Raw genomic sequence first — 24378 nt, 5'->3', positions numbered from 1 at the left:
AAGACTGAGGTGGATTAAATCCGTTAAGATTTCGCACCCTCTGCCCGTTCTTTAAATGCCGCCGCGCTGGCTGTAATCCACGCGCCAACACCTGTCATTAAAAATCGCACGCCTGCCTTTACGTATTTTTCAACAGTCGCATCAGTCGTCAAGGTCCCGGCAACCCGTCCCGCCTCTTGGATACGAGCCAGTGCGGAATCAATCGTTCCCTGAACATCTGGGTGAGTGAGGTTTCCAATATGACCCATAGAAGTCGCTAAATCTGACGGTGCAACGAAAAATACGTCGATATGGTCGACGGTGAGAATGTCGTCCAGATTGTTAACCGCTGCAATGTCTTCGATCAACACGATGACAAGCGTTTGAGAGTTGGCTACGTCAAAATAGTTGTCCACACCATAGCCTTGGCGACTGGTATACATTCCACGGTGTCCGATCGGTGCGAACTTCGTTCCCTCTACAACGTTTTGTGCCTCTGCTTTCGTGTTGACATGCGGGACGCAGATGCCCATTGACCCACAATCCAATGTGCGGTAGATAAGTCCTTGGTCATTGCGATTGACCCGTGTGATAGAGGTCATACCCCAGAGATCGCAGGCACGCGTTAGGTCCCCGAGTTGTGCTGCGTCAACGCTCCCGTGTTCGCCTTCCAGCCATACACCGTCGTATCCGTTCGGACCGAAGGTGTCTATATCGTCGGCGCTCGTCAATCCTGAGATAACGAACGCAAGATCCCCGTTTGCCAATTTCTGTTTAACCCGATTTGATCTTATTTCCATAGATTTCTCCCAAAAGTCCCAAAAGGTTGTTATTTTAGAACTAAAGCGTATCAGGAATTTTGGAAGTTGTCTATAAAAAAGTGAAGTGTGCACTTCAAAAAACGGAAATAAACGCCGCAATCTCGGCAGTATACCTCTCAAAATCACGATCTGCGAGAGATTTTAGGTTGTTCAACTGCGTAAGGCTATCCAACTCCCAGAAATCAATTTCTGGATTGATTCGCAGGTAGTTCTCCTTCAACAACAATTTTGCTGTCCTCGCGGATGCCTGAGATTGCAAGGTCATCACATAAGATGTCAACTTTGCGCCACCCCATCCCGTGATAAATCCCCAGCCACGTCTGTTGTGATACATATTCACCGAATGCCCGGTGCCAACGGACAGCATCCGAATCTCTTGTGTTTCCTTCCCAAACACCGAGAGTGCTTCTGTGAAAGCGACCGTGGACGGATTGTTTGCCCAGAGTCCACCGTCCGCTAACAGGAAATTGTCAACGGATTTTGGTGCAAAAAACGTAGGCGCGGCACAGGAAGCGAGAATCGCATCTCTTAGACTCACGGCTTTATCTGTAGAAGCACTCTCCGAATCGCGATTGCTATAATTCGATCTAAAGATATGGACCTCACTTTTAGCAATCTCCGAACTCGTTATCATCAAAGGCGTTTCTATTTCACTAAGAGACGTCGCAGGGAGGTGCTTGGCGATAATCTGTGCCAGTTTTTGATCGGGATATTTACTGAGGAACAACGGGATACGGTACCATCGTCTTCGGAAGATATAAGGGGTCTCCGTCTCAAAAAGTTCGACGATCTCTTGCATAGGGATGTCGGAGACAGCGGCACCAGCAATGATTGCCCCTGTGCTTGTCCCAGCGATGAGGTCGAAACAGGTTCTGATAGGTGTTCCAAGAGCCTGTTCAATCTTGGCAAGGAGTTGGGCGGTGTATATGCCGCGAGTGCCACCGCCATCTAATGCAAGGATGTGAAAGGTGTCCTTGTTGTTCATTGAGTGTTCTCTTTGAGGAACGAGCAATAAATTGCCCTACTACAAACCACACTCATGTTTATGCCTCATCTTCGTCTTCCGGGGGTTCCCAGTCTGCGGCATTGAGTGCTTTGAGGCGTGGTCCGAAGACCTTGTCAAATAGTTCCAATTTTGATCCAAGCCACTCATGCTGGTTGGGCCAATCGGTTTCGTCTGTCAGATCGATATCCGTCCTCCGTAAGAATATCCGGCTACCTTCGTATCCAAGAGATTCATGCCATTCAAGGGGTTCAGCGAATTCTCGCTCAATTTCTTTTCGTTGTTCCTTTAGCGGGTAGAAGTATTTCATCTCGCTTTGCCATTCTATGCAGAGTCTAATACCAATCTCCTTCTTTTCGTTAATCAGATAGGCATCTATGTAGAATTCGCTCCCATAGTGCTCTGTGTCGAAATTTAGGAGACTCCACGTGCCTGATTGCGGACCTTTAAGAGGCTTACCTATCTGAGTCATGTAATCGCTCCATTCTCTCCAAAACCTCCCCACCCACAGTGGAGTTTCAGAGGGTGCCTTGGATGCTGCCCTTTGTGTGTCCCGAATTATCGGACGTCTCCAATCCTTCGGCTTGGAGACGATCTCAAATTGTGGTGCACAAGCTGAGTTTTCAATCTGCCATACCTTAATCTCTACTCCAAAGTACTGGAAATTTGCGCTTGGCGTTTCATTTAATCGATCAAGCGCGGCGCGGTGTTCCTCCCGGAATTTTTTCGCGATCCAGATAACTGCGTCAACATCCAATCCAACTGCATACGTTAGGATTTGACCGAAGTGACTGTGGTCAGTCTCCTCCAACTGGTTCTCAATCAGGACTCGCGAGCCATCCACTGCGTTTCTGCACAGCATATCGGCTCGAAAGTTCCCAACATTTAACTCTTGATCCTCAAGTTCAAGAGTCATACCGAGTGTCTCCCCGAGGGAAAGATAGATTTTCTGCCTGTGCCAGCCACAGTGTGAAATCTGTAGCCTCGTTGGGCCAAATATCACGGAGTTCAACGGGTTCAAGACGGGAAAGTTCTTTAGACATAAAGTGTTCTGTCTCCTTTATCAATTTTTGTCTCTTTGCATTAGATTTGTATTAACCTACCACATCTCTCTACCAAAATCAACTGAATTTTCGCACTTGACACAATCCCACAATTTCTGTAAAATGATATTCAAAACAGCAGGACAGGGAGAACCCATGAATCGTAGAAATTTCTTAATTCACGGAAGCACCGCGTTGGCGGGACTTTTCGTTGCGCACAGTCCCCTGTGTGTGTATGCGAACCATCACCAAGGTCAGCAATTACCACCATTACCTTACGCCTACGATGCGCTTGAACCTCATATTGACAAACGCACAATGGAAATCCATCACGGAAAACACCACCAAGGCTACGTCAATAAACTCAATGCAGCAATCGCGCGCAGCCATGACCTACAGCACATGTCGCTTGAAGGCATGCTCCGAAATATTGAAAGGGTGCCGAAGCATATCCGACAAGCCATTATCAACAGCGGCGGTGGGCATGCTAACCATACGCTTTTCTGGAACATCATGACTCCTGGCGGCAGTGAACCGACAGGCAAAGTTGCGGAAGCCATTCAATCCACTTTCAGTTCCTTCGATGCCGGCAGCGAAATGTTCGTCAAAGCCGCGAAAACGCATTTCGGATCCGGATGGGCGTGGCTTGTTGTCGATGAAAACAAGAAGCTGCAGATTTACGCCACATCGAATCAGGATAGTCCCCTGATGAAGGGACACACGCCGATCCTCGGCCTCGATGTCTGGGAACATGCCTACTATCTCAATTATCAGAATCGACGTGCCGATTACATTGACGCGTGGGGCAAAATCGTCAATTGGGAACAGGTCAACACCAACTATCTCGCAGCAATAAAGGCTTAAACTGAGTTACAAGCCGCGCCGAACGAGAAAGAATAAGGAGCAACTATGGAGCGTAGAGATTTTTTGCGACAGAGCGGTTTAACGCTTACCGGATTACTGCTCAGCCCATGGGTGGTCTACGCCTTCCCAAACCGTGAAGGTGAAGTGCTTATCCCATTCACCGATCAGCCACCCGAACCGCCTTCAAAACGCGGTTTACTGGATTGGAACGAACTCGATTCCTTTATCACACCGAACGCTGAATTCTTCAACGTTTCACACTACGGCAAACCTGAAGTAGACCTCGCGACGTGGAAACTGGAAGTGGGCGGCTTGATCGAAAATCCGTTGATGCTCACGATTGAGGACATCAAAGCACGTCCCCGACAGGAGGTGACCTTTACGCTGGAATGTTCTGGTAATCATGGGTTTCCAACGTTCACTGGCGGGATAGGCAACGCAAAATGGGCAGGGACACCGCTCGCACCGATCCTCAAGGAAGCCGGTATCCGAGAAAACGGCATTGAGGTCATCTTCTTCGGTCACGATGTCGGCGAAGAGGAACGACGCGATGTAAAGATGCGCCAGAATTTCGCACGGAGCATGTCCCTCGAAGACGCGCTACAGGACACAAATCTCCTTTGCTATGAAATGAACGGTGAACCGTTGCCCCAACCAAACGGTGCCCCGCTTCGCTTGATAGCACCCGGTTGGTACGGCATTGCGTGCGTCAAATGGTTCAAACGCATCGAGGTGCGCGACACCCGATTTATGGGGAGATTCATGGGGCGCGACTATGTCACGATCCGCGAGGAGAAACGTTCCGACGGTGAATCCGTCTGGATGGAGACTTCGGTGGGTAGAACAAAGTTGAAATCGTTAGCGGCGAAGGTAACCCGTATCGGCGACAAATACCGTGTCTACGGTGCGGCGTGGGGTGCCCCTATCCAAAGGGTTGAAGTCCGCATTGACGGTGGGGCATGGCAAAAGGCGACGATAGATCCCGAAGAGGACGCGGAATTCGCATGGAAAATCTGGCATCTCGACTGGAACAGTCCTTCGAAGGGTGAACACACTGTCGTTTCCAGAGCCATTGATACGGCAGGCAATATCCAACCCGCAGGTGATTCCGACTACATCACTGGAAAGCACACCTATTGGGAGAGCAACGGTCAAGTTGTCCGCCAAGTCAATATCGAATAGAAGCCTCTTAGAGTATTCTGTAGGAGGGAACTCCGATTCCCGACATTTCGCTACTTAACCAGAGACTTGCCCGAAACCGTAGGGGCTGGGTAACCCAGCCCGTATAGAGGGCAAAGCAAAACTTAAAAAAAGAAAAATATGAAGATAACCGATGCACAGAAACAGCAATTCCAAGAGGAAGGCTATTTCATTTTAGAGAATGTGATCCCAGAACCGCTGCTGGAACTCCTCCGCGGTGAATGCGGAACCTTTATCAGTCAGATGGATGCCGACATGGACCGGCAGGACACGGATGTCCTCGGTATCAATCATCGCAACAAACGCTATTTCGTCTCAAACTGCTTCAGGAAACAGCCGAAACTTCGCGAATTCCTATTCAGCGATCTAATGGCGGAGGTCTGCCGTGCCACCTTAGGCGATACAGCATATCTTTTCTGGGAACAGTATGTCGTCAAAGGCGCAGAAGCCGGAATGAAGTTCAGCTGGCATCAAGATTCAGGCTACGTCGGCTATCCCGACCATAAGCCGTATCTCACCTGTTGGTGCGCACTTGATGATATGTCTGAAGAGAACGGCACTGTCTACGTGATGCCGTTTTCGCAGATCGGTATCCGTTCATGGGTGAAGCATATCCGTGAAGAGGGAAGTAACGATATGGTGGGTTATTTCGGACCGGAAAAGGGTGTCCCCGCGATTGTGCCTGCCGGGAGTATTGTCGCCTTCACGAGCATCAACTTCCACTGCAGCGGCACGAACTACACCAGTAACCTGCGGCGTGCCTACCTTGCGCAGTATTCAGCAGAACCCCTCCTTGCACACGATGGAAGCCGCTTATGGGGCAATGCAGAACCGTTGTTACGGGATGGAAAGTCCGCTGTGGGAGACCCACCCCCCGATATTACGTCTCGGTTCAATTGATGGAAGTTGCGCGGTGGACTGATTTACACTGACTCCTACTCAGTGTTGTCAAGTTTCTGAAGTGATTGCTCAATCTCAGTTTTGAGGTCTTGGTTATCGGTTTGTTCTGCTAATTCCAAGGCTTTCTGGAGATCTGTCTGTGCTTCCGGAGTTCTGCCCAAAAGCGCATTTGCTTCGCCTCGGGTGTGATATGCTTCAGCCAAAGAGGGATCTCTCTGCACTGCCTCGTCGCAGTCAGTAAGCGCAGACTCAATTTGACCTAACTTAATTTTCGCAAATCCTCTATTAATATACGGCCAGGCATCATCAAAATTGAGACGGATGGATTCATCACAGTCTGCCAGTGCAGATTCGTATTGTCTGAGCTTGTTTTTCAAATGCGCTCGATTGTTATAAGCTGGGGAATGCTCTGGTTCAAGTCTGATAGTGTGATCGAAGTCTTTGATTGCAGCTTCATATTCTCCTATCTCATATTTTACATAACCTCGCACGAAGTAAGCTTGGGCATCATCTGGTTTAAGTTTTAAGCCTTTATCAAAATCCTCAATCGCTTCCTCGTAGCGTTCTAATTCAAGCGTTGCATATCCCCGATCAAAGTAGGTTTGGGCATGATTCGATTCAAGTTGAAGCCCTTTATCAAAGTCAGCGATCGCGTCCGCATAGCGTTCTAATTCAACTTTCGCGTGCCCGCGCCTGAAATAAGCATAAGCATTATCTGGATTAATTTTGATACTCTTATCAAAATCAGCAATCGCATCCTCATGGTATCCCAACGCACCTTTTGCTATTCCTCGGTTGCTGTAAGCTTCTGTATAATCCGGTTTTAGACGGAGTGCCGCATCAAAATCCACGATTGCAGCCTCATAGTGTCTAAGTCTACTCTTCGCTCTCGCGCGGTTGTAGTATGCATCAGTATACTGTGAATCCAGATGTATTGCCTTGTTGTAAGCAAGAAGTGCCTCTTCTGGGTTGTTATCTGAGAGGAGACCTCCCATGGAAAACCAAGCGTGGGCAGCAAGTTCATTATCTGCTTCTTCTGCAATATTTGCGATGGAACGCCACTTTTCTATAGCATCCGCAATTTTTCCACTCTGTCGTAGTAGGTAGGCATCAATAATCGCCTTGTCGACGAGAGACAGTTCAACATCCCGCAGCTCTTCCTGCACAGTTTCGCTAATTGAACCATCTCTTGTGGAATTGCTGATATTTTCTATAAGTTCGATTAAAATTTTTATGTTCACGGTTTTCCTTGATGATGTCCTTTTCTCGGTCTGTGTGGGGAATTGGACAAACAAGAGCCACTTTCTGTATATGGTTAAAAGCAAAGGGAGATAAGACAAGGGTAGGGCGACTCTTTTTAATCTCAATCCCTATTTGTGGGTTGAAGTTAATTCGCAGGAAATTGGCGAACTTACAGTCAATTTACCACTATAATCAAAAAACTACAAGTATTATACTATGTCACAACTTAAATGTCAAAAAATTGCGCAGGTAAGGTGGTACATTGGGTTGCTCCGCGCTCTATAGCAATTAATCTCTAACGATCCATAGAAGAATGACGACTGAAGCCAGTCAAATAATTCCCAATCTTATCTTGGATACTTCGCGCAGATCTTGCTGGACCGATGTAATGACTGATGAGGATACCAAATGCAAACACCTCATCGTCTGCGGTCACGGTATAGCCAGCGAGCGCAGAAACCCCACTCAACGTCCCCGTTTTCGCGCGTAATATCTTCTCAGCGGACACGCCTTGCATCCGATTTTTCAAGGTGCCGTCAACGCCAGCAATCGGAAGCGATGCCAGAAACTCCGGCATCACCTCAAAATTATGATAGATATGGACGAGCAACCGTGTGAGCAATTCCGCATTGAGGAGGTTGTACCGAGAGAGTCCAGAACCGTCAACGAATCGGTGTATCGGCGGCTCGTCCATAATTTCCCCTAAAAATTCGGCGATGGCTTCTCTCCCCTTTTTCCACGTCCCCGGCTCACCCATCACCTCAGCACCGATTGTCTTAAAAACTAATTCAGCGATCCAGTTATCGCTCGGTTTGTTCATCAACCTGAGAATGTCGGTGAGGGGTGGCGATAGATGTTTCGCTATGCTGCGCGCATCCGATGGAACTGTTCCAGAGACGATTTTATCCGGCACGTGGATCCCTTTTTCTGTAAGCGCAGTTTTCAAGAGGTGTCCACAGGCAAATGCCCTGCTCATTGTGTTTGCGTTCGGTTTGACTTCTCGGATACTTAAAGGACTGATCCACAGCGGTCTATCGTCCCGCATCCACCCCGGACCCTCCCAAATGGCGTCGAGATATGTTTCATCGACAACGATATACCCCTGTATCGACTTCACACCCGCTTCAAGCAAGGCATCACCCAATTTTACAATGTCTTGAGGTTGGAGCACTGGATCAGCTCTACCTTTTAGATAGATATTTCCTAAGACTTCACCTTTCACAATGGCATCACTATAGAGTGTTGTCTCAAATTGATAGTCCGACCCCAATTTCGCTAAGGCGGTCGCTGCCGTGAAGAGTTTTGTTGTAGAAGCTGGATGATGCAACTTGTGGCTATTTTTTTCGTAAACCACTTCTCCTGTTTCAACAGCAACCACTTTGATACTGATGCTTGCATTCGTGAACAGTTCTTCTTGCAAAACGGCATCGATATCGGTCTGTAGTCTTTCGAGCGGGTCTACAGTATGGGTCGGCGGTTCGGTTGGAGTCGGATGGGTAGTGAATATCCCACAACCTGAGAGTAACAGCGTGCCGCAAAATAGAAAAATAGCAAAGGTCTTCATGATCTTTAATCATATCACAACTCAGTGAATTATCAAAATACAAACCGATGGAAACTAATTTTCAGTTTTCAGTTTGCCTCGCAGTGAGAATTATCGGTAAGACAGTAGCCGGAAATTTGACTTTTGCGCTGAGATGTGTTAAAATATCATAAGGTAATTTAACAGAAATTATGACCTAAAAGCATAAAAGGAGACACTAAATTTTGGCATTGTAGGGTGGAGCTTGCAAGTCTTTATGTAAAACCGCAAGCCAAAACTTGCTGTGAAAACGACATGGTTGAATTTTATGATACAACACTCAGGGATGGCAGCCAAGCAGAAGGCGTAGCGTTTTCTGTTGAAGATAAACTCATCATCATAGAGGCACTCGATAAGTTAGGCATTCGCTATATTGAAGGCGGTTATCCGGGTTCCAATCCAAAAGACATAGAATTTTTCAAGCGGGCAAAAGGCATGGCTCTGGAAACAGCGACCATCGTGCCGTTCGGTAGCACACGCTATCCCACCTATACCGCCGATGCCGATCCAAATCTAACCGCTTTGCTGGATACAGGGGCAAGAACTGTAACGATCTTTGGAAAGAGTTGGCGACTCCATGCCACGGATGTCCTACGCGTCACAGCAGAAGAGAACCTGGAATTAATTGAGAGTTCTGTCCGTTATCTCGTGGCGAATGGTCGCGAAGTCATCTACGATGCCGAACATTTCTTCGATGGTTACGCCGACGATGCTGAATATGCGATAGAGACGCTACGAGCCGCTGCCGCTGGCGGCGCGAATTGCCTCGTCCTCTGCGATACGAATGGCGGCAGATTACCCTTGGAAATTCAGGAAGGTGTTGAAGTCGTCCGCTCCGATCTGTCACTGCCTGTCGGTATCCATACCCACAACGACGCTGGAATGGGTGCTGCAAACGCCGTACTCGCCGTGCAAGCAGGCGCAACCCACGTGCAAGGCACTTTCAACGGATATGGTGAACGGTGCGGCAACGCGAATCTTGCCTCTATCATTCCTACAATTCAACTCAAACTCGGGATAGAGTGTCTCAGTGATCCACAATTACAAGCGTTAACAAGTGTGTCTCGGCTCATCAGTGAATTGGCGAACCTCCCGCATGACGAACGTCAACCCTACGTTGGACGTTCCGCCTTTGCGCATAAAGGGGGTTTACATACCGATGCGATCCGTAAAAACCGCCTCACTTATGAGCATATCGTGCCGGAAATGGTCGGCAACACACAACGGATTCTTGTCTCCGATCAAGCAGGACGGGGGACCCTTATGAAAAAAATCGAGAAGGCGTATCCCGATTACGACAAGAATTCACCACAGGTCCTGGAACTCTTCAAACGCCTCAAAGAAGCCGAACAGGAAGGCTACCAATACGAAGCCGCCGAGGCATCGTTTGAACTCTTGACGCATAAGATCTTCAATGGATACGAATCCTTCTTTGAGCCTGTCGGTTTCCGCGTAATTGTCGAACAGTTCAGCGACTTCGCTCTGCGTTCGGAAGCAACGATAAAGGTCACAACGCCAGATGGTCTTACCGCGCACACCGCCGCTGATGGAGATGGGCCCGTCAATGCCCTTGATACTGCACTCCGAAAAGCACTTGAGCAGTTCTATCCTGCCTTGCAGACAGTCCGACTCATAGATTACAAGGTTCGGGTATTGGATACGAAGGCTGGCACGGGTTCGAAGGTTCGGGTGTTAATTGAAGCGAGCGATGGTGAAAGGATTTGGAGTACCGTTGGTGTTTCAGAGAATATTATCTCCGCAAGTTGCGAAGCACTGATAGATAGTTTCGAGTATAAACTCTATATAGATAAAGCCATTGAAACACAATAACCTCACCTACAAATAACGTTCAAATTTTGGCGCAGCTTGCAAGCCAAAACTTGCTGTTAAAATATCTTGCCTTGAGGTCACCGTGCCTAACATCTTTGGGAGAAAACATGGGACATTTAGACACAATTGAAAAAGCAGCACAGAAATTGATCGCACTCTGTCAGAAAGAAAAACAAACAAAAACCGACAAAAAAAAGATGCTCGGAATACATGCCGAGATCCTGGCAAGTATTGAAAACCTTGCCGAATGTGAACTCTGCGGCGCAATCACAGAAATGATTGTAACCATGACCTTGGCTGACATCACAGCGAAGTTGTGTAAAGAGTGTGGGGTCAAATCATTGGAGACAGGAAAGATTCAAGCTTCCAAGCAGGGGACATCTCGGAAAAAGACCCGCCGTGCGAAAACATCCACTTCTGCCACAATGGAGTCGAGGCCCAAGACCAGTAGGACGTCTTCCAAACGTGCAGCATCCGTTGAAAAACCAGAAACTCCAGCCGCACTACATACTCGGATTGAAGCACAGACCGGCATCAAGAAAGCCGATGTAAAACGTCTCCATAAGATCGTTCAGGACATTGCCGCGCCGATGAGCGCGGCGCATACGCTCACCTATGTTCAACGCGAAGCAGAAATCGCAAAAATAAAGGTAGACGCAGCGGCATTAAAAAAAGCAGTTCCTTTACTGACTTAAAAAGCAGTTTAGTTCGTTCGGATGTGCTTTGCCCATTCACGATTCGCTTGGTACCACTCTACGAGCGTAGTAATCCCTTCGCGAAAACTCACTTGAGGGCGCCACCCTAAAAGTTTTTCTGCTTTACGGATGTCTGCCCACGTAGCCCGAGCATCTGCAGGATGAAACGGTTGGTGTGAGAGTTCGGCTTTTCTACCAACCAGTTCCTCTATCAATCGAATCGTATCAATAAGCACGATCGGACTGTCGGAACCGAGATTGATTACCTCGTATCCGAGCGGTTTCAGCCCCGCAATCACCCCTCTTGCTATGTCATCCAAATAGGTATAGTCTCGTGAGGATTCTTTGCCGTCGCCATAGACGATAACCGGTTTCCCTTCGCTAATCCAGTGGACAAAGCGAAACGCACTCATATCGGGTCTACCCGCGGGTCCATACACAGTGAAAAAACGGAAAATTGTTACGTCGATGCCGTGGAGATGATGGTAGCTGTGGCAGATCGCTTCGGCACCTTTTTTTGAGGCGGCATAAGGAGACAAGGGGCCCTCTGTGTTTGCCTCCTCACTGAACGGAAGTGGATTATTGTCTCCGTAGAGGCTTGACGTAGAAGCCAGCACGAATTTCTTCACTTCAAATTCGCGGCACAAATCCAGTAAATTCAGCGTGCCAGTCACGTTTGTATCCTGATATACCCAGGGATCCTCAACGGAATGCCTGACGCCAGCACGCGCTGCGAGGTTAATCACCGCATCATAAGAGGTATTGAAGATTGTGCGAAGTGATTCCCGATCACAGATGTCTGAACGGTGAAAGTGGAAGTTTGGGGTGCCTTCGAGTTGCTCAAGCCTCCACTGCTTGACCCGCGTGTCATACGAAGTATTTATGTTATCGATCCCAACGACGGTGTGCCCCGCCGCCAACAAAAATTCCGTCACCCTCCATCCGATAAATCCCGCGCAACCGGTGACAAGATATTTCATAATATCACTCCTAATTTTTATTTTTGTTTCGTATCTGGTATTGCCAAAAGCCTGTCGATCTCTTTTTTGAGTTCGGCGTGAATTTCTGCCTTGAAATTCGTTTTTCGGTGGAACACAATCGTGCCTTCTTGCGAGATGAGATAGAGCGTCGGTTTCTTTTCTTCTGTTTGATACTGTTTGTGGATCTCTCCCTTCCAATCCAGCAGGAATTTCACAGGAGGTGGGTTCTTCTTCAGCTGACTTCTGATAAATCGTTTCGGTATGAACCCGGGAACGCTCCGTAAATCGCCAATGATATAGGCGACAACTTGTTCGTTTTCTCCGTATTCTTTCTGGAACGCCTCTGCCCACTTGTCGTCTTCCTCCCGAATTTTGCGATTCCCCATAATGAGAAAAACGACCTTGCCGCGCAACTTCTTCAGGGTGTACTCCTTTTCTTCAGCGTCTTGGAGCGTCCAATCCGGTGCGGTGTCTCCGACTTTCGGTGGTGCTGTTTCTGATTTTTCATCGGCAACAACCACGAACATTCCAAAAAGACGAATACTAATAGCTGCAACGATAAGTAGTTTCATAGCAGTTCTCGGCTCCTTGCATTTACTATCCACATTCTAACACGTGCTGTTAACGATTGTCAAGTTGACTTTTCCCGGAAAACCTGCTACGCTATTAGACAAGAGAATTGTGCTAACAAACGCTTGCCTATTATTGAGATCCGCAACATGAATGCCGAACGCACTATCCCTACACTTTTGAATCAGATTCGGGAGGAAGTCCTCCCATCCATTGTGCATCCTTCGGAACTCCAGACGACTGAGGGCTTGCAAGACCTCAGAAGTCGGCTCCACAGCCTCCACTATTACTGCATCCGCGCACAAATTCCCGATCCGGTTTGCAACCGTGTAGAGACTTTGCTTTCAACGAGTTCAGACCTTTGGCATCTCATCGCTGAAAACGAGTTGATGCTGAAAAATCTGAAAGAGTATACCCGCGTGCGGACCTTCTCGGCAGAAGCAGAAGGGATCACCAATATTGAGGAACTCCTTTCTGGGGAAGATACTCTCCGTGATGTGCTCATCAACAGTGTCGCGTTCATGCTCAATTGGAAGGCAAACACGATCTGGGTGGACTCTGCGAAACGCGCACGCACCGCAATGGCAAAAAACTATATGCTGGAAATCCAGGATCGTATCTGGCAGTTCATCAAGGAAAGCACAGTGGGAACAGAGAACGACGATTTAGAGAAAGCCGAACAGGTCAGAGAACGTGCGGACAGGTTGCTCGCGGTAATCCATGCCAGCGATTTACCGACAGAAGCACAGGTTACGCTTCTGATGCAGATCTATACACTACTCTTGCGACTTCAACTCGGTCAACTGATTCTTCAATTAGAAACCCTTCAAGATCAAGAGAATGGAACCAACGCATGAAAACACGTTAAAAAGACTGCCGATGAGAAACCCTACACCGAGATAGTAAAGGCATTGGAAACGTTCCGCGATAAATATGTTGGCAGCGTTTTCAAAGGACACGCCACGCAACTGCTCAGTGAACTCCTAAATGCCAAAGCGGATGCATTAGAGGACCGAGCGCGCGAGGCGGAAGCAGGGAACAACTATACGCGGGCACTGCAACTCTACAAACTCTATCTTACCCACTTCCGGGAAGCAGAACGCTACGCGGAAGTCCAGAAACATGTAAGAGCCTTGAAAAACAAAACAGGAATGAGATAAGGAGGATCTTATGGAAAAAGAATTGTTCAAAGAACTTGTCGGTGTCATAGCGATATTAAGAAGCGAGAATGGGTGTCCGTGGGATCGCGAGCAAACCCATGAAACCCTGAAATCCACACTCATTGAGGAGACCTACGAGACACTTGAAGCCATTGATGCAGGCGACCCGAAAAAATTGAAAGAGGAATTGGGGGATCTCCTGCTGAACGTTATGCTCCAAGCACAGATCGCAGCAGAACATAAGGATTTTGACATCTACGCCGTGATTGAAACACTTACAGAGAAACTCATTCGGCGACATCCGCACGTCTTTGGCGATATTGACGTTGAGGATTCAGATGAAGTTGTGAAAAACTGGGAAGAAATTAAACGCCAAGAGGCAGGCTATGAAGATCGGAAATCCGTTCTTGACGGAATTCCCGACGCGCTCCCGACACTGCTCCGCGCCCAGAAAATACAGAACCGAGCAGCCCGGGTGGGTTTCGATTGGGAGGAACTCGCAGATGTTGTCGCCAAAGTCGACGAAGAACTCCAAGAGGTCAAGGCAAGTATGAGGACTGATGAACCTGAAGCAGTTTCAATGGAACTCGGAGATCTGTTCTTTGCCATTGTCAATCTGTGTCGCTTTATGGAGATCCAAGCCGAAGAAACACTCCGGGCGGCGAACCGCAAGTTTATAACACGCTTTAAATGGATGGAAGCGGAATTAGAACGCCGCGGCACAAATTTTGAAGCACAAGACTTAGAGAGTCTCGATGTAATCTGGGAAGAAGCGAAAAAGGCGGAAGTTAATGGAGACCTCGGTTCGTAGTGGCGCAATAGCGCACGTCGCGTGTGGACTTGCGGAACAATGCACCTTGCGTAAGTCCTAATATGCAACAGGAGCGCACGTAGACGAATGGCACACTCACTATTGGCGTTTCCACTTTGTAGCGTAGGCTGTTAGCCTGTGATCCTAAGAACACAAACACGGATAGACGAATGGCACATTCACTATTGGACCTATTGATACAAAAGTGTGAAGATCATCCGGATTATGAAGGGTACACCGAACTCTTTAATCGGTTGAATCCAGCGGCATCGCCGCGGATAGAATTGATACACCGGGCAGAATCAGCAATATCGGAACCCAGTAAGAGACTCGGCATTTTTTCAGGTTCCTTCAACCCGCTAACGCTTGCGCATACCAAAATGATTGAGGATACAATTGCTGAATACCAGTTGGAGGAACTGCTCCTACTCTTGGCGAAGGCCAATGTGGATAAAACGGTCTTTGGCTTACCGCTTGCCGCAAGGCTCTTGACCCTCAAAAGGTACACGGAAAACCGAGAAAAATTTTCCGTCGGTGTCTCGAGCCATGGCAGGTATATTGATAAAGTAACCGCTTTAAAGGTTATTTTGCCACCAGAAACCGAGTTCCATTTCATCATTGGATACGATACCCTCGTCAGAATCTTCGATCCGAAATACTACACAGATTTCCACACCGAGTTGGGAGAACTCTTTGTAGATGCCCGTTTCATTGTTGCAAACCGAGCGGAGGCAGATGTCGAGACAATAGTGTCCTTCATGGATCAACCGGAGATCCGCCAATATGCCCCCTACGTTTCATGTCTTCTACTTCCCGATGTTTACGCGTATATGTCCTCCACAGAGGTGCGCGAACTGTTAGAACGGGGTGAAGCTATTGAACACCTCGTGCCACCCAGCCTCCTTGCCATGCTCGACTAATTTTTTCCTTTTTCCTTTATTTACACGACAAAAGCGCGGCATGCATCCGTCCTAAATATGTTGCTATTTTGCTACATAAATATATATTTCTTGTCCTATTGTGTTTAATTATACACATTTTTCCTCCCTTATCCTTCCGTATTGACATCTCTGCGATGGCATGATTCTTGCTACCTCTTGAGCATTCATCCATTCATTTGGAAACTTAACGTAACAAATTTGAAACCAACTCGTAGATATTTCCGTTTACTAACTATAATAATTCAGGCAATTGTCTCAAAATTTGAGAAATGCCGACAGGTTCATATAGAACTATCATAGAAATCCTATGTTGAGGAGAACATACGATGTTCAACGGAATAGAATTTGTTATCGGCAGTTTGGGTGCCCTCATCGGTATCGGTGGTGGCTACTTAGTCCTTTCTGCCTTCTTCGCGGGCATCCGGCACATCACGAAGCCCGGTGCCGTTGAAGTCAAAGAGACGAGGCAAAAGAAATAATTATTAGACTCATAAACTACGCCGAAAAGGCTTGACAATCGAAGTGTTTTGTGTTATCATGTTATGAGCATCCGCGGAAGGGTTTACTACCGTGCCCGCTTTATGCCTGAAGCATTGTAAAACACGACGACGTTTACATTGAAAACGAACAGCGGCAGTTATGCAGTATCGCGATCTCCATTCGTGGGATGTTACACCTGAAGAAGCGCGGCAGCTCCAAAACGAACTCCGCACGCAGGTGGTTAAAACAGACCGGTTTGGGAAGATCAGCACCGTTGCTGGGGCAGATATCGGATTCAAGAAGGACATCGCACGCGCATCCGTGGTCGTCCTCAGTTTTCCCGGCTTGCAGGTGGTAGATAGCGTGGTTACTGAAAGCCCTGTTCGTTTTCCTTATATACCGGGGTTGTTATCCTTTCGGGAGATCCCGCCCCTGCTGACAGCATTCACACAGTTACACACCGAGCCGGATCTGGTAATAGTAGACGGACAGGGAATCGCACACCCAAGACGGTTTGGACTCGCATCGCATTTGGGACTGGTTTTGGATAAACCGGCGATCGGATGCGCAAAATCCCGACTTTGGGGACGCTACGAGGAGCCAGAAACGGAACACGGATCTTACACCTACCTGATGGACAAAGACGAGGTGATCGGTGCTGCTGTTCGCACGCGTAGAAACGTTCGGGTGGTCTACATATCCATAGGACATCGAATCTCTTTGGATTCCGCACGCACATTGACACTCGCATGTTGTCGAGGCTACCGATTACCCGAAACAACTCGTCACGCACATGACGCTGCCTCTGGTAAAGTCCCCAAAACCAAAATACATTAACGATTCAAATACCATGAACGATAGCAATTCGCTGCACTGGTCCTTTGACTACAATTACGGTGCCCAAAACCCCCAATTTGCCCAAGAATTAATCGGAACGCTTCGCGGATATGACCCTGAAGCTGCCATACGCTGCACGCAGACACCGCAAATTATCACGCATGTTTACAATGTGCTACCGAACTACTGGCGCGGCTATAGCAGAGGAGAGAACACAGAGCCCTTGCGCATCGGAACTGCCGTCATCGAACGGCGCAAAAACGACGATCTGTGGCATTATTCCGTCAAATATGAGAATACAACGAGCGGCGAGAATCTACAAATGCAATTCTGTTGTCATGATGAAAACTACCGTCCGCTTACGAGCAATTGGAGCGTTGATGCCCGAAATAGTGCTGGTGATAAATACTCTCAATTGACGTGTACGGGCTATCTCACCTCGGATTCAGAGGTGCGGCTACGCATCAACGGAAACCCTGAAATCGCTGGAGGAGCAGTCGGTGCATCCGTCAAATTGACGTGCAATTGGGCACTCTTTGATGTAATTCCCACGCTTGCCCGAACAATTCAAGCGTCAGGCGATGGGGTAGACATTGCTGTGCTTGAAGATCTGGAACAACTGCGACTAAAAAGTAAGCTCGGTTTCCTTGAGTCGATACAGACCCCTCTTCCGCTGGACGGTTATTATCTTTACGGTGCTGGACTTTTGCCTTCGTATTGGTGGCTTGATGGACACGGAGATGTCGCTATCGCTTCAACTTTTTTCGAGACGCTGGTGCTGAGAGAGAAGATGGGGGAACGTGTATGAACGAACGCCCCAATATTCTTTTTATTAACACCGATCAGCACTCGTGGGATGCGATTTCGGCTTACGGAAATCCGTTCCTTCGGACACCCAATATCGATGAACTTCATCGAAACGGGACCTCCTTTCGCAGATCGTTCTGCACAGATCCAGTGTGTGCCGCCGCTCGTTCCAGCTGGGCGACGGGTCTATACACCTCCGAAACAGGTGTTCCGTTTAACGGTGGATATTTGCACTCAGAAATCCCTGACCTTGGGCAATTGCTGAACGCAGGGGGCTATCAAGCATTCCACTGCGGTAAGTGGCATGTACCGGGCAGAGATGTCCGCGAGAGTTTTCAGACCCTCTATTATGGGCAACAGGACATTGGCGCAGGGGGTGCCGCATACTACGATTCGGCATCTACGCACGCAGTTGCTGATTTCTTGACGAACTATGACAGCGACGATCCATTCTACCTCCAGATCGGTTACGTCGATCCGCACGACGTATGCGAATACTTGCACAACCATGAGGAGAAACATATTCCAAACCCATTGGAACAGGGAATCGTTTCCGAAGACGATCTGCCGCCGCTCCCAGACAACTTCGGTTATGATGAACGGGAAACCGTGCTACACCGGGTCTGCCGAAGGGTTGACGACGCGCTTATCCACGCCGCGATTCTTAAAGGGGTCCGGGATTGGGACGAATTCCACTGGCGTTACCTGAGATGGAACTATTATAGGTTCATCGAGAAAGTGGACGCAGAAATTGGAAGAGTCCTCGCACTGCTACGCGAGACATCTCGGCACCATAACACGCTTATTATCTTCAGCACAGACCACGGGGAGGCATGCGGTAGCCACCAGATGTTCCAGAAATTCACGCTTTACGAAGAGAGTGTGAGAGTGCCTTTCATCGTCGCGTGCTTGGGAGAAGACATTTCTGTAGAGAAGGATCGGTTCGACGAAACGCACTTCGTCTCTGGGGTCGATCTATTGCCTACCGTCTGCGATTACGCCGGTATTGACGTGCCTGAAGGAATACGGGGATTGAGCGTCCGTTCCCTTGTAGAGGGGAAGGATGTCCCTTGGCGCGATTACGCCTACATAGAGAGCAATTATTGGGGACGGGCAATTGTCACGGATCGGTATAAATACGTTACAGAATACAAACCTAAAGCAGTAGAGGACTTCCAGTCCCCTGGACCAGATACCGACCAACTTGGGCTTGCGCAGTTGTTTGACCGACAAAATGATCCTGGGGAGACGGAAAACTTAGCAGGAAACCCAACTTATGATGAAGTCGTTAAGGTATGCAGGAACAAACTATTTGCCCAAGAGGCGAGACTCCATCGGCAGCAAATCGTGCATCCAAGCCCGAAGCAGGTCATATCGAATTGGGGCGATCGGTTACGAACATATTGGCAGCACAACGAATAAAATTTTTAATTTATCGCCACTTGGGCTCCATTACATTACGAGCAGGTTCTTGGTAAATCCGCAACTAAAATAAATATCTGTGCGGTGTAATATTAAACTGCAAGCCCGCAACAACAGCGCGGGCGACTCGAACACAATAAGCGTCAGATTACAGACCACTCCACTTATCCGCAAGGAAAATTAAAAGATGAATATATTTTCAAAACGCTTAAATCGACTCCCACCCTATATGTTCGGCAAACTGAGGCAGTTAACACACGAACGTCGGCAGCAAGGCATCGATATTATCGATTTGGGGATGGGCAATCCGAATCAACCGACCCCGCAACCCATTATTGATAAATTGACGGAGGCGGCGCAAGAACTCAGAAATCACCGCTATTCCGTTTCGCGTGGCATCTACAACCTGCGCAGGGAAGTCAGTTGGCATTATGAACGTCGGTTCGGTGTGGATATTGATCCAAATGAAGAGGCAATCGCTGTTATTGGCACAAAAGAGGGACTCGGACACCTTGCTTTAGCCTTAATTGATAATGGGGACTTAGCGATGGTCCCAAATCCGACCTTTCCCATTCACATGTACAGCATTGTGCTCGCAGGTGGAAGCGTTGTGAGCATACCTCTCACAGAAGAGAACGATTTCATCCCCTCGCTTACCGAAATCACACGTGACATCTGGCCCAGACCCAAGGTGTTAATCTTAAGTTTTCCGCACAATCCAACGGGTGCTGTCGTCGACCTTGGCTTCTTTGAAGAGATTGTTGCCTTCGCGAAACGCCAAGAGATTGTTGTAATCCACGATTTGGCGTATGCAGACATTGTTTTTGATGGCTACAAGGCACCGAGTCTCTTGCAAGCAAAAGGGGCGAAGGATATCGGTATCGAATTTATCTCTCTGTCTAAATCCTACAATATGGCGGGATGGCGGTGTGGATTTGCTGCTGGAAACCGTGAGATTGTTGAAGCACTCGCTCGGATTAAAGGATATTACGATTACGGGATTTTCGCGCCGATCCAGGTCGCCGCAATTATGGCATTGCGGACCCCAGAGGATACGGTGATGGAAAACGCTGCCGTCTACCAAAAACGCCGTGATGTGCTTGTCGATGGTCTAAACAGAATCGGATGGAAGGTCCCAAAACCACAGGCTTCAATGTTCGTCTGGGCACCGATTCCTGAAGCGTGGAAGCACTTGGGCTCCATGGAATTCGCCATGAAACTTCTGAGCGAAGCAGAGGTCTGTGTTTCTCCCGGCGCGGGATTCGGGCATAACGGCGAAGGCTATATCCGTATTGCCCTCGTAGAGAACGAAGATCGGATTCGTCAGGCAGTGCGTCAGATTCGACGAGCGTTGTTCGGTTAATCCAGTCCCCACTCTTTCTTTGCTTCTTCAAATGAAATTTTTTGACTGCCCGTGTGGGAGATCGGGTTTTTGCCGACCCATCGTTCATCAATAGGATGCTCTGCGGGTTGGAAACGGATATCACAGCTGATTCGCCATCTGTCGGAGAGATTCTTCGTAGAGGTGTGCATCGTGTGCATCGTGAAGATGATGACATCCCCCATCTCGAAATCCGCTGTCTGCCACTCGCCCCCATATTTTTCACTAATCTCCATCGGAACGCGCCCGAAATGTCCTGGGGTGCCGTCTCTGTCAACATCTGTTTTGCCGTAGGTATCCCGAATCGGAGCGAAGCTTGGGAGATTATGCGATCCGACAAGCACAGTCAATGTTCCCATCGTTGCTGGCACATCGCCGAACGGCACCCAACAGGTGTGCAACTGCTCTGAACCCCGCCCCATATAGACGAAATCGAAATGGGGTCCCGACCAGCCATCAGGACGGACGAACCGTAGCCACTTGTAATCGAAAGTTCGGGTATCGCCACTAAAGAAGGTTCGGAAAAACTTGAAGAGTTCATCCCCTTCCAAAACTGCCTGCACGTCTGGATGGTGTGTAACAGCAGGCGTGCCCATTGTGCGTCCAGGACTCCCCTCACCGGCGATTGCTTCTATCATGTCAGTACCGGACTTGAAAACCTCATCTTTCCCGTTTCCATTGGCGTATTCAAGGATAGCCCGACGCCCCGCAACAATTTTTTCTTTATCGATTAAGCCCCGAACGAGGAGATACCCGTCCGCGGCTATCTGTTTCTGCAAACCCTCGGCTGAATCGAGTACAGCGTTGCAGTCCCGAAGCACACCGAGGTGTGGACCGGGAAAAGTAAGTTCATGGTCTCCCAAAAAAACGGTCTTCGCCATTATTTTCCTCCAAATTGTGCCATTAAGGCACAATTTATCTTTGCCTTACATTTAGGGACGGTTCAAGCCGTCGCGCCCCAAGTTCAAAAAGCGATTGATTCGCTGGTGTGTCAAGGGTAAAAACGGGTTTACCCCATGCCAATACCTGCTGCGCAAATTCCAAAATCTTGCTCTCCTCTGCAGCGTGTGCGATACAGATTTTGTCCGCAAGTGCTGCAACAAAGGCATTGCGTTGGTGCGCCAATGCCGCGGTCGATCGCTCATAGCGGCTGCCAAAAATAGATAGGATTAAGAGACGCTCCTCAGACAACGCATCCTTCCACGTCGATTTCAGTCGCATGTTTTCGATACTCCGCGCCGGACATAAAAGTATTGGTTGTGCCCCCCGCAATAAGACACGTAGGCACTCCTGCTCAACTGGCGAGTGATACCCACCGATTGTAGGGATACCTATTTCCTTGAATTTCTGTGCCAAGTCGTGGGCTTTCAGAATAATCTCGCCGGGACATTTGCTGGAGCAAAAGAGTGCCCAGAGGTCTCCATTTAAGGTGGTGTTTTGCCAAGGTAACAGGTCGATATTCCCGCGTGCCCAGATCGTCTCCGGTGTCTCCGTTTTTAAATACTGCTCTAATTCTGTTGGGTAATTCGTATCTTTTTGTGTGATGCGTTGAATCGACTGCGTCACTTCTCAATCCTATATGATATTAACTGATAGTTGGTAGAATATATGGTGAAACTTAACAATTGTGTTTAACCTACCCTTAACGAGGGAACGTTTGTAGTAGGGCGATTCATCGCCCGTCGTATTAATAAAGTGTAAAAGTATTTTTCTAATTCACCATAAATGCTATTTTTGTCTTGTAAAGGGGCTAAATGTCGGTAGGACTATTTTAACAAAACCCAGTAATTAGTGCAAGCATCTAACTTATTGATTATAATGAATATGGAATCAGGCAGAAAGCCGACGATGTGCTTCAGGCGGTGCGCCATTTTGCAACCAGAGAATAGGTTGTTCTTCCGTTGTCTTATCTGGATTTACCCAGATAATATTTCGGATTTCGCCAACCTGTTGAGATGCTCGTTTGAAAAGCCCGCGGATAGTTTCATCCAGCGAAATGACCGTTTGATCGGTTGTGAGTGCTGCTTGGAGGAGATGAAAGTCTTTTTCCATCGCTTCAATCTCATTTTTATCGTTTGTTGTATTTGTGACCTTGTCTTGAAGTTCCTTATCTTCTGATGGATTAATGCGATCTATTTTTCTGCGTGCATCCATTGACACCCGCCACTCAAGGGCAAAACGAGATTGATGTCTTTTCCACTCATCACTGATTTCTCTTGTCATCACCACCCTATGATCTTGAGACCTCACTTCCTTTAAGAAATCACGACAATGAATGGCTCGTGGATCTGTCGCGGCTTCATCACCAGACGATTGGACAACATCTGTGTCAATCACCAATCGTTTTGAATTTCTTGCTCTCATGAAGTTTCCTTGTCGCCAAATCTGACATTGTCAACGGCATCAAGAAAACGACTCTGCGCGTTGAGACTAACATCTGCGAAATCTTCGGGCCACTCTCCGTAAGCCCCCGCCTCGTCTAAGTCGGCACTGTTGACTTCGGTCACACCATCCTCCTGCCGTGAGAACCAGTGCAGTTTTACCAACTCCGGCGAGAGGTCGCCTTCTGCGACGAGCGTTTGAACTCCCAAAACCAGCAGCGAACTGTGCGTTTCAGCGACAACGCGCACACCCCGTTTCGCTGCATCTGCTAACACTTGTGCTAAGGCGACCTGTGCGCGGGGATGAAGATGTAACTCTGGTTGTTCGAGATAGACCAACTGTCCGGTTTCCGAGACAATCAATGCCACTATAACCGGTAAAACTTGAGACACACCGAGTCCTACATCGGTGATGTTGACCATATCCATCTCGTCGGTGCTGCCGCGTGGGAGACGACCAACTTGAAGTTCGATACCGACATCACCGATTTTTTTTGTGCTGATCTGTCCTGTCAGTCCAAGCGTACGAAGGGCATCGGTAACCCATTTCAAGCGTTTATCTTTTCTCTCCTGCCACTCGTGAATGATGCTTGCAACGTAGTTTTCAAACGTGCCAGGATACCAAGAACTTGCGCTAGTCCGTTTGTAAGTGCGCGCTGGATTGCCACGCAAGCCGGGGAGGTGGATGCTGTTAAAAATATCATCTGCGAGCTCATCAACGGCGACATTCCAAACAAAATAACCATGTTGAGACTCTAAACGTAAAAAACAACCTGAACGCTTTACAACATCAGCATCTTCAGAAAGCGAGGGTGGTGGAGGTTCAACTATCAGTTTGATTTTTTTTTGCGACATTTTAGGGTACAAGATAAAACTCTCGGGCGGTATAGATTGATCAACTGCCATTTCGACAAGTTCAATTCCGCTTGGTTTCTTTCTGAAAGTCGTTTTCACTGTCCCAGAAAAATCAGACCCATCAACCTTAATCCCAATCTGAAAACGATCCGTTCTTTTTCCGTTAGGTAGTGTGGACAAAAATTGCGCTGTCTCAGTAAATTGAACGTTCGGGCCATCAATTAATAACGGTCCTGGATCATAGGGGGCCTCCAGCGTCTGTTTTAGCATTAGGAGTGGTTGCATGATACTGGATTTCCCAGAACTGTTCGCACCAGCAAGGATCGTTAACGGACGGATGTCGATTTCGCACTCCTCCGCTATCGACTTGAAACCCTTGACTGCTATTTTAGTGATGCCTTTGATCGTTTTATCTGACATGTAGATCCTACTTCTTATGTTGGCGTAGTTAATCACGCAATTAATCGTTCACCTGATCGCCTAATTAATCGCCTAATTAATCAGTGACCTTTCGGACGTATCTTGTTCCTCTTCCCTTTCCTGTCATAGTAAATAAACCTTTGTTAGTCAAGTCCCTTAGTTCAGCATGGGCGG

General features: G+C 48.1%; 25 protein-coding genes. 13 read left to right on the top strand and 12 right to left on the bottom strand.

Annotated elements, in window-relative coordinates; genetic code table 11:
• Nucleotides 1–23 precede the first annotated feature (23 nt).
• The 3 genes from F4X88_16940 to F4X88_16930 form a co-directional block, all read right to left on the bottom strand.
• Nucleotides 24–779: a hypothetical protein gene (locus F4X88_16940; GenBank protein ID MYA57969.1), complete on the bottom strand. Its 756-nt coding sequence runs from the start codon at nt 777–779 to the stop codon at nt 24–26.
• 94 nt (nt 780–873) lie between these two features.
• A complete protein-coding gene (locus F4X88_16935) occupies nt 874–1785 on the bottom strand; it encodes a patatin-like phospholipase family protein (GenBank protein ID MYA57968.1) in 912 nt (303 codons plus the stop codon).
• A 58-nt stretch (nt 1786–1843) separates the two neighbouring features.
• Complete coding sequence (locus F4X88_16930; GenBank protein ID MYA57967.1) at nt 1844–2719, bottom strand: DUF4268 domain-containing protein; 876 nt, start codon at nt 2717–2719, stop codon at nt 1844–1846.
• Nucleotides 2720–3002: 283 nt separating this feature from the next.
• Between F4X88_16930 and F4X88_16925 the strand changes: the two genes are divergently transcribed.
• The 3 genes from F4X88_16925 to F4X88_16915 all read left to right on the top strand — a co-directional run bounded on the left by F4X88_16925 (nt 3003) and on the right by F4X88_16915 (nt 5810).
• Complete coding sequence (locus F4X88_16925; GenBank protein ID MYA57966.1) at nt 3003–3710, top strand: superoxide dismutase; 708 nt, start codon at nt 3003–3005, stop codon at nt 3708–3710.
• 45 nt (nt 3711–3755) lie between these two features.
• Nucleotides 3756–4892, top strand: a complete 1137-nt coding sequence (locus F4X88_16920) for a sulfite oxidase (GenBank protein ID MYA57965.1) — start codon at nt 3756–3758, stop codon at nt 4890–4892.
• A 138-nt stretch (nt 4893–5030) separates the two neighbouring features.
• The gene (locus F4X88_16915) at nt 5031–5810 is read left to right on the top strand and encodes a phytanoyl-CoA dioxygenase family protein (protein ID MYA57964.1); all 780 of its coding nucleotides are present in this window, start codon (nt 5031–5033) and stop codon (nt 5808–5810) included.
• 35 nt (nt 5811–5845) lie between these two features.
• On the opposite strand, the gene F4X88_16910 is transcribed toward F4X88_16915, so the two are convergent.
• The 3 genes from F4X88_16910 to dacB form a co-directional block, all read right to left on the bottom strand.
• Nucleotides 5846–7051, bottom strand: a complete 1206-nt coding sequence (locus tag F4X88_16910; protein MYA57963.1) for a tetratricopeptide repeat protein — start codon at nt 7049–7051, stop codon at nt 5846–5848.
• Entirely contained in the window at nt 6984–7232 is a 249-nt protein-coding gene (locus F4X88_16905; GenBank protein MYA57962.1) for a type II toxin-antitoxin system PemK/MazF family toxin, read from the bottom strand. Before F4X88_16905 ends, F4X88_16910 begins: the two co-directional genes overlap by 68 nt.
• Before the next feature lie 115 nt (nt 7233–7347).
• Nucleotides 7348–8616 (bottom strand): D-alanyl-D-alanine carboxypeptidase/D-alanyl-D-alanine-endopeptidase, encoded by a 1269-nt coding sequence (dacB, locus tag F4X88_16900; GenBank protein ID MYA57961.1) that lies wholly within the window; start codon nt 8614–8616, stop codon nt 7348–7350.
• Nucleotides 8617–8889: 273 nt separating this feature from the next.
• Between dacB and F4X88_16895 the strand changes: the two genes are divergently transcribed.
• Nucleotides 8890–10464 (top strand): citramalate synthase, encoded by a 1575-nt coding sequence (locus tag F4X88_16895; protein ID MYA57960.1) that lies wholly within the window; start codon nt 8890–8892, stop codon nt 10462–10464.
• A gap of 107 nt (nt 10465–10571) precedes the next feature.
• Nucleotides 10572–11159 carry a hypothetical protein gene (locus tag F4X88_16890; protein ID MYA57959.1) on the top strand — a complete coding sequence of 196 codons (588 nt, stop codon included), beginning with the start codon at nt 10572–10574 and terminating at the stop codon, nt 11157–11159.
• A gap of 8 nt (nt 11160–11167) precedes the next feature.
• Here the strand turns inward: F4X88_16890 and F4X88_16885 are convergent, their stop codons facing one another.
• A complete protein-coding gene (locus F4X88_16885; protein MYA57958.1) occupies nt 11168–12142 on the bottom strand; it encodes an NAD-dependent epimerase/dehydratase family protein in 975 nt (324 codons plus the stop codon).
• 14 nt (nt 12143–12156) lie between these two features.
• Nucleotides 12157–12711, bottom strand: a complete 555-nt coding sequence (locus F4X88_16880) for a redoxin domain-containing protein (GenBank protein ID MYA57957.1) — start codon at nt 12709–12711, stop codon at nt 12157–12159.
• 147 nt (nt 12712–12858) lie between these two features.
• Here F4X88_16880 and F4X88_16875 point away from each other — a divergent pair, with 147 nt between their 5' ends.
• The 8 genes from F4X88_16875 (at nt 12859) to F4X88_16840 (ending at nt 20530) form a co-directional block, all read left to right on the top strand.
• Entirely contained in the window at nt 12859–13566 is a 708-nt protein-coding gene (locus tag F4X88_16875; GenBank protein MYA57956.1) for a hypothetical protein, read from the top strand.
• Nucleotides 13567–13620: 54 nt separating this feature from the next.
• A complete protein-coding gene (locus tag F4X88_16870; protein MYA57955.1) occupies nt 13621–13869 on the top strand; it encodes a hypothetical protein in 249 nt (82 codons plus the stop codon).
• Nucleotides 13870–13879: 10 nt separating this feature from the next.
• The gene (gene mazG / locus F4X88_16865) at nt 13880–14680 is read left to right on the top strand and encodes a nucleoside triphosphate pyrophosphohydrolase (protein MYA57954.1); all 801 of its coding nucleotides are present in this window, start codon (nt 13880–13882) and stop codon (nt 14678–14680) included.
• Nucleotides 14681–14850: 170 nt separating this feature from the next.
• On the top strand, nt 14851–15600 hold the full coding sequence (locus F4X88_16860; protein MYA57953.1) for a hypothetical protein: 750 nt from the start codon (nt 14851–14853) through the stop codon (nt 15598–15600).
• A gap of 660 nt (nt 15601–16260) precedes the next feature.
• Complete coding sequence (locus tag F4X88_16855) at nt 16261–16938, top strand: deoxyribonuclease V (GenBank protein MYA57952.1); 678 nt, start codon at nt 16261–16263, stop codon at nt 16936–16938.
• A 13-nt stretch (nt 16939–16951) separates the two neighbouring features.
• On the top strand, nt 16952–17746 hold the full coding sequence (locus F4X88_16850) for a hypothetical protein (GenBank protein ID MYA57951.1): 795 nt from the start codon (nt 16952–16954) through the stop codon (nt 17744–17746).
• Nucleotides 17743–19167, top strand: a complete 1425-nt coding sequence (locus F4X88_16845; protein MYA57950.1) for a sulfatase-like hydrolase/transferase — start codon at nt 17743–17745, stop codon at nt 19165–19167. Before F4X88_16850 ends, F4X88_16845 begins: the two co-directional genes overlap by 4 nt.
• A 187-nt stretch (nt 19168–19354) precedes the next feature.
• A complete protein-coding gene (locus tag F4X88_16840; protein ID MYA57949.1) occupies nt 19355–20530 on the top strand; it encodes an aminotransferase class I/II-fold pyridoxal phosphate-dependent enzyme in 1176 nt (391 codons plus the stop codon).
• Here F4X88_16840 and F4X88_16835 read toward each other — a convergent pair.
• From F4X88_16835 to F4X88_16820, 4 genes are all read right to left on the bottom strand, one after another.
• Nucleotides 20527–21429 carry a phytanoyl-CoA dioxygenase family protein gene (locus tag F4X88_16835; protein ID MYA57948.1) on the bottom strand — a complete coding sequence of 301 codons (903 nt, stop codon included), beginning with the start codon at nt 21427–21429 and terminating at the stop codon, nt 20527–20529. The genes F4X88_16840 and F4X88_16835 overlap by 4 nt on opposite strands.
• Before the next feature lie 34 nt (nt 21430–21463).
• Nucleotides 21464–22114, bottom strand: coding sequence for a hypothetical protein (locus F4X88_16830; protein ID MYA57947.1), 651 nt, complete (start codon nt 22112–22114; stop codon nt 21464–21466).
• A gap of 264 nt (nt 22115–22378) precedes the next feature.
• Nucleotides 22379–22912 (bottom strand): hypothetical protein, encoded by a 534-nt coding sequence (locus F4X88_16825; GenBank protein ID MYA57946.1) that lies wholly within the window; start codon nt 22910–22912, stop codon nt 22379–22381.
• Complete coding sequence (locus F4X88_16820; protein MYA57945.1) at nt 22909–24204, bottom strand: AAA family ATPase; 1296 nt, start codon at nt 24202–24204, stop codon at nt 22909–22911. Before F4X88_16820 ends, F4X88_16825 begins: the two co-directional genes overlap by 4 nt.
• Nucleotides 24205–24378 lie beyond the last annotated feature (174 nt).

It is taken from the genome of Candidatus Poribacteria bacterium, assembly GCA_009839745.1.
Taxonomy (GTDB): Bacteria; Poribacteria; WGA-4E; order WGA-4E; family WGA-3G; genus WGA-3G.
Note: the sequence above shows the minus strand (reverse complement) of the source record. Positions and strands in the feature narration are given on the sequence as shown.

Coding starts and splice junctions, on each gene's coding strand:
- F4X88_16940 (MYA57969.1), bottom strand. CDS start 779: ATGGAAATAAGATCAAATCGGGTTAAACAGAAATTGGCAAACGGGGAT.
- F4X88_16935 (MYA57968.1), bottom strand. CDS start 1,785: ATGAACAACAAGGACACCTTTCACATCCTTGCATTAGATGGCGGTGGC.
- F4X88_16930 (MYA57967.1), bottom strand. CDS start 2,719: ATGACTCTTGAACTTGAGGATCAAGAGTTAAATGTTGGGAACTTTCGA.
- F4X88_16925 (MYA57966.1), top strand. CDS start 3,003: ATGAATCGTAGAAATTTCTTAATTCACGGAAGCACCGCGTTGGCGGGA.
- F4X88_16920 (MYA57965.1), top strand. CDS start 3,756: ATGGAGCGTAGAGATTTTTTGCGACAGAGCGGTTTAACGCTTACCGGA.
- F4X88_16915 (MYA57964.1), top strand. CDS start 5,031: ATGAAGATAACCGATGCACAGAAACAGCAATTCCAAGAGGAAGGCTAT.
- dacB (MYA57961.1), bottom strand. CDS start 8,616: ATGAAGACCTTTGCTATTTTTCTATTTTGCGGCACGCTGTTACTCTCA.
- F4X88_16895 (MYA57960.1), top strand. CDS start 8,890: ATGGTTGAATTTTATGATACAACACTCAGGGATGGCAGCCAAGCAGAA.
- F4X88_16890 (MYA57959.1), top strand. CDS start 10,572: ATGGGACATTTAGACACAATTGAAAAAGCAGCACAGAAATTGATCGCA.
- F4X88_16880 (MYA57957.1), bottom strand. CDS start 12,711: ATGAAACTACTTATCGTTGCAGCTATTAGTATTCGTCTTTTTGGAATG.
- F4X88_16875 (MYA57956.1), top strand. CDS start 12,859: ATGAATGCCGAACGCACTATCCCTACACTTTTGAATCAGATTCGGGAG.
- mazG (MYA57954.1), top strand. CDS start 13,880: ATGGAAAAAGAATTGTTCAAAGAACTTGTCGGTGTCATAGCGATATTA.
- F4X88_16860 (MYA57953.1), top strand. CDS start 14,851: ATGGCACATTCACTATTGGACCTATTGATACAAAAGTGTGAAGATCAT.
- F4X88_16855 (MYA57952.1), top strand. CDS start 16,261: ATGCAGTATCGCGATCTCCATTCGTGGGATGTTACACCTGAAGAAGCG.
- F4X88_16850 (MYA57951.1), top strand. CDS start 16,952: ATGAACGATAGCAATTCGCTGCACTGGTCCTTTGACTACAATTACGGT.
- F4X88_16845 (MYA57950.1), top strand. CDS start 17,743: ATGAACGAACGCCCCAATATTCTTTTTATTAACACCGATCAGCACTCG.
- F4X88_16840 (MYA57949.1), top strand. CDS start 19,355: ATGAATATATTTTCAAAACGCTTAAATCGACTCCCACCCTATATGTTC.
- F4X88_16835 (MYA57948.1), bottom strand. CDS start 21,429: ATGGCGAAGACCGTTTTTTTGGGAGACCATGAACTTACTTTTCCCGGT.
- F4X88_16825 (MYA57946.1), bottom strand. CDS start 22,912: ATGAGAGCAAGAAATTCAAAACGATTGGTGATTGACACAGATGTTGTC.
- F4X88_16820 (MYA57945.1), bottom strand. CDS start 24,204: ATGTCAGATAAAACGATCAAAGGCATCACTAAAATAGCAGTCAAGGGT.